The 5,900-nt window shown below is 75.3% G+C and carries 1 protein-coding gene; it reads right to left on the bottom strand.

Annotated elements, in window-relative coordinates; translation table 11 throughout:
* Positions 1–5,900 (bottom strand): SDR family NAD(P)-dependent oxidoreductase (locus tag ACGF5C_RS34125; RefSeq protein WP_393308440.1); only part of this gene is annotated, 5,900 nt, incomplete at both ends.

Below are 5,900 nucleotides of genomic sequence, written 5' to 3'. Positions count from 1 at the left end.
CCCTCACTACCCATCACCGCAGACGGATCCGGGTACATGCCCAGCGCGATCAGAACATCCCGGAAGTTCACACCCGCCGCGCGTACGGCGACGCGGACCTCGCCGGAGGCCAGGGCGACCGGCGCGGTCGGCGCGATCTCCACGCCGTCCAGCGTCCCGGGGCGCACCGCCGCGACGTGCCACGCGCCGTCGGCCGGCGGGGTCAGCTCGGTGCCGGCCCGCCGCACGAGCCGGGGTACGAGCACCCGGTCGCCCCGCAGCGCGAGCTGGCCGCCGACGGCCGACGGGTCGGCCGCGACCGCCGACAGCACGCCGAGCGCCGCCGGGTCGACGGGCCCGTCGAGGTCGGCCAGGACGATGCGGTCCGGGTGCTCCGACTGCGCCGACCGCAGCAGGCCCCACACCGCCGCACCCGCCAGGTCGTCGACCCGGTCCTCGTCGCGGGCCACCACCGCGCCCCGCGTCGTGACCACCAGCCGCGCGTCCGCCAGCGCCTCGGCGGCCAACCACGACTGCACCACCGTCAACACCTCGGTCGTCACCGACCGAACGGCCGCCGGCACCGCCAGGTCAGCGGCCACGGGCACCGGCAGCAGCACGCGGTCCGGGGTGCACTCCCCCGCCTCCACGGCCGCCACCAGCGCCGCCACGTCCCCGAACACGGTCACACCCGGCAGCTCGACGTCGCCCAGCGCCGCCCAACCCGAGACGTCCCCGGCCGGCACGACGTCCTCGACCTGCCACGACACCTCGAACAGCGACCGGTCGGCCGCGTTCGGCGTGGCAACCGCACCCATCTCCCGCAGCACCAGCGAGTCCACCGACACGACCGGCGCACCCGACTCGTCCACCGCCACCAGGCGGACCGCGGAACCGGCACGGGTCAGCCGCACCCGCAGCACCCGCGCGCCCGAGGCGTGCACCTGCACGCCCTCGAACGCGAACGGCACCCGCGGACCGGAACCGGCGTCGAGCAGCCCGATCGGGTGCAGCGCGGCGTCCAGCAGCGCCGGGTGCACCCCGAACGCCGACACGTCCGGCGCGTCGTCCGGCAGGGTGACCTCGGCGTACACCTCGCCGTCGCCGGCCCACACCCGCCGCAGCCCCTGGAACACCGGCCCGTACGCGAGCCCGTGCTCCACCAACGCCGGATACCAGCCGGCGAGGTCCGTCTCCGGCACGCCGACCGGCGGCCACGCCGCCAGGCCGGGCTCCTCGGCCGACGCCGGCTCCAGCACACCGCCGGCGTGCCGGACCCACTCCGCCTCGGCGTCGTCCTCCGGCTGGGAGTACACGGCGACGTCCCGGCCCCCGGAGTCGTCGATCCCACCGACGCGCACCTGCACCCGCACGCCGCCGGACGACGGCAGTGCCAGCGGCGCCGCGATGGTCAGCTCCCGCACCCGGGACGCGCCCACCTCGTCGCCGGCCCGCACCACCAACTCCACGAGGGCAGTGCCCGGCACCACCACCGCACCCGACACCACGTGATCGCCCAACCACGAGTGCGACGACAGCCCCAGCCGACCGGTCAGCACCACCTCGTCGTCACCCGCCAGGCGCACCGCCGCACCCAGCAGCGGGTGCCCCGGGGCGGCGAGCCCGGCGCCGGACACGTCGCCGCTGCGCCAGGCCGCCGCGTCGGGCCAGAACCGTTGCCGCTGGAACGGGTACGTCGGCAGGTCCACCGGTCGTACGGCGGAGCCGCCGCCGGTCAGCGCGGCCCAGTCGACGGGCACGCCGCCGGCGTACGTCTCGGCGAGGGCCGCGAGGAACGCGGACGCCTCGGTGCGGCCCTTCCGCAGGGTCGGTACGACCATCGCGTCGCTGTCGTCCGCGAGACAGTCCTGCGCCATGCCGGCGAGGACGCCGTCCGGCCCGACCTCCAGGTACGTGGCGACGTTGCGCTGCCGCAGGTACGCGATCCCGTCGGCGAAGCGGACGGCCTCGCGGACGTGCCGCACCCAGTACCCGGGGTCGCAGAGGTCCGCCGCGTCGGCGGCGTGGCCGGTCAGGTTGGACACCACCGGCAGCAGTGGCGGCCGGAAGGCGAGGCTGTCCAGGACGGCCCGGAACTCGGCCAGCATCGGCTCCATCAACGGGCTGTGGAACGCGTGGCTCACCGTCAGCCGGCGCGTCAGCACGCCCCTGCCCCGCCAGACGGCCTCCACCTCGTCCAGCACCGTCAGGTCGCCGGACACCACGACGGAGGTCGGGCCGTTGACGGCCGCGATCCCGACCCGGTCGGTCAGTCCTTCGAGAACCGGCGACACGTCGGCCTCGGCCGCGTTCACCGCCAACATCCCACCGCCGGCCGGCAGGGCCTGCATCAGCCGGCCCCGCGCCGCCACCAGGGCACACGCGTCCTCAAGGGACAGCACTCCGGCCACGTACGCGGCCGTGACCTCCCCGACCGAGTGCCCGCCGACGAAGTCCGGCACGACACCGAACGACTCGACGAGCCGGAACAGCGCCACCTCGACCGCGAACAGGCCGGCCTGGGTGAACACGGTCTGGTCCAGCAGCGCCGCCTCCGGCGAGCCCTCCGGAGCGAACAACACCCCACGAAGCGGCTGCGGCAGCAGCGGGTCCAGGTGGGCGCACACCTCGTCCAACGCCGAGGCGAACACCGGGAACGCCCCGTACAACTCCCGGCCCATCCCGGCACGCTGCGCGCCCTGCCCGGAGAAGAGGACGGCGAGCCGGCCAGGGCGGGCCGTGCCCCGGACGACGATGGACGACGGCTCGTCGCCGGCGACGGCGTCGAGGCCGGCGAGCAGGCTCTGCCGGTCGCGGGGCAGCAGCACCGCGCGGTGCTCGAACGCGGACCGTCCGGTGGCCAGCGCGTGGCCGAGGTCCGGCAGCGGCACCGCCGGGTTCTCGGCCAGCCAGGCGCGCAGCCGGGTGGCCTGCTCGCGCAGGGCGTCGCCGGTGCGGGCGGAGAGCACGCAGGGGGTGGTCAGGTCGCCGGAGGTGACGGCCGGTGGCACGGTCACGGTCGGCGTGGGCGCGGCGTCGGGCGCCTGCTCCAGGATGGTGTGGACGTTGGTGCCGCTGATGCCGAACGACGACACGGCCGCCCGGCGGGGCCGGTCCGTCTCGGGCCAGGGCCGGTCCTGCGCGAGCAGGGCGACGGAGCCGGCCGACCAGTCGATGTGCGGCGACGGCTCGTCGACGTGCAGGGTGCGCGGCAGGACGCCGTGCCGCATCGCCAGGACCATCTTGATGACCCCGGCGACCCCGGCGGCGGCCTGCGCGTGCCCGATGTTCGACTTGATGGACCCCAGCCACAGCGGCTGGTCGGCGGGCCGCTCCTGCCCGTACGTGGCGAGCAGCGCCTGCGCCTCGATCGGGTCGCCCAGGGCGGTGCCCGTGCCGTGCGCCTCGACGGCGTCGACGTCGGCCGTAGCGAGGCGGGCGTTGGCGAGGGCCTGGCGGATGACCCGCTGCTGGGACGGCCCGTTCGGGGCGGTGAGGCCGCTGCTGGCACCGTCCTGGTTGACGGCGCTGCCCCGGATCACGGCGAGGATGCGCCGCCCGTTGCGCTGGGCGTCGGAGAGCCGTTCGAGCAGCAGCATGCCGACGCCCTCGGCGAAGCCGGTGCCGTCGGCGCCGGCGCCGAACGCCTTGCACCGCCCGTCGGGCGACAGGCCGCGCTGCCGGGAGAACTCGGCGAGCATCCCGGGGGTGGACATGACGCTGACACCGCCGGCGAGGGCGAGGCGGCACTCGTCCTGCCGCAGCGCCTGCGCGGCGAGGTGCAGGGCGACCAGCGACGACGAGCACGCCGTGTCGACGGTGACGGCCGGCCCTTCGAGCCCGAACAGGTAGGAGATCCGGCCGGACGCGACGCTGCCGGCGCTGCCGTTGCCGACGTACCCGTCCAGTTCGTCGGAGGTGCCGAGGGCCTTGGACGCGTAGTCGTGGTAGATCAGGCCGACGTAGACGCCGGTGCTGCTGCCGCGGGCGGCCAGCGGGTCGATGCCGGCCCGCTCGAACGCCTCCCACGAGGTTTCCAGCAGCAGCCGCTGCTGCGGGTCCATGGCCAGGGCCTCGCGCGGCGAGATGCCGAAGAAGGTGGCGTCGAAGTCGGCGGCGTCGTACAGGAAGCCGCCGCGCTGCGGGGTGGCTGTGCCGTCCTGGGCGTCGGTGCGCAGGTCGGCGAGGTCCCAGCCGCGGTCGGTGGGGAAGGGCGCGATGACGTCCGCGCCGGCGGTCACCAGGTCCCAGAGCTGCTCGGGGGTCTGCACGCCGCCGGGGAAGCGGCAGGCCATGCCGACGATCGCGATGGGCTCGTCGGTGCCGGCCGCGGCGGTGGCCTGGACCGCCGCCGGGGCGGCCCGGCCGACGATCTCCCGGTCGAGGAAGTCAGCGAGCACGACCGGGGTGGGGTAGTCGAAGGCGACCGTGGCCGGCAGCCGCAGCCCGGTCGCGGTGGCGAGCCGGTTGCGCAGCTCGACGGAGGTCAGGGAGTCGAAGCCGAGTTCCTTGAACGGCCGCTGCGGGTCGACGTGGTCGGCCGAGCGGTGGCCGAGGACCGCCGCCATGTTGTTGGCGACGAGTTCGAGGAGCTGGCCGCGCCGCTCCACGGGGCTGAGTGCCGCGAGCCGCTCGCCGACGGAGAGGTCGGCGGTGGCCCGGGTGGCCGCCCGCCGCCGCGCGCGGGGCGGCCGGACGAGGTCGCGCAGCAGTGCGGGGACCCGCCCGGCGTCCGGCGCGTCGGTGGCCGCCGGCACCTTCATGAGTACGACGTGCGCGCCGCCGTGCCGCTGCGCGGCGTCGAAGAGGGCGAGCCCCTCGGCGTCGGTGAGCGGGGCGCTGCCGGCGCGGATGGCCCGCCGGTGTTCGGTTGCCTCGAGGTGCGCGGTCATGCTGCTGGTGGTGGCCCAGAGTCCCCAGGCGAGGCTGGCCGCCGGCAGACCCCGCTGGCGGCGGTGCTGGGCGAGGGCGTCGAGGAACGCGTTCGCGGCGGCGTAGTTGGCCTGGCCGGGCGAGCCGAGGGTGGCCGCTATCGACGAGAACACCACGAACGCGGCGAGGTCCAGGTGGGCGGTGGCGCGGTGCAGCGTCCACGCCCCGTCGACCTTGGGCGCCATGACGGCGGCGAGGGCGTCGGCGTCCAGCGAGGTGACCGTCGCGTCGGCGACGACCCCGGCGGTGTGCACGACGGCGGTCAGGGCATGCGCCCCGGCGACGAGGTCCGCCACCTGCTGCGGGTCGCTCACGTCCACCGCAATGGCGTCGACCGTGGCACCGGCCTCGGTCAGCTCCGCGACCAGCGCGGCGTAGTCGCTGCCTTCGCCGGGCAGGCGGCGCGAGGCCAGCAGCAGTCGGCGTGTCTGACCGGTGGCGACGAGGTGCCGGGCAACGACCCCGGCGAGGGTGCCCGACGCCCCGGTGACCAGGACGGTGCCATCGGGGTCGATCGGCGCCGGAATCTGGAGGACGACCTTGCCGACGTGGCGGGCCTGGCTGATGTGCCGCAACGCCGCCCGCGCCTGCCGCACATCCCACACCCGCACCGGCAACGGCGACAGCACACCCCGCTCGAACAGAGCCAGCAACTCGGACAGCATCTGCCCGATCCGCTCCCCGCCGGCGTTGTTGAGTTCGAACGCCTGGTACGTCACGCCGGGGTGCTGCCCGGCGACCAACTGCGGGTCACGGACGTCGGTCTTGCCCATCTCCACGAACCGGCCACCACGCGGCAACAACCGCAACGACGCGTCCACGAACTCACCCGCGAGCGCATCCAACACCACATCCACACCCGCGCCACCACTAGCCGAGGCGAACGCCTGCTCAAACTCCGTCGACCGCGACGACGCGATCCGCTCCTCGGCGACGCCCAACCCACGCAGCACACCCCACTTACCGGGACTCGCCGTCGCGTACACCGT

This window comes from Micromonospora sp. NPDC047620 (genome assembly GCF_043205005.1).
In the GTDB taxonomy this organism is placed as follows: Bacteria; Actinomycetota; Actinomycetes; order Mycobacteriales; family Micromonosporaceae; genus Micromonospora.
This window is presented reverse-complemented; position numbering and strand designations above follow the sequence as displayed.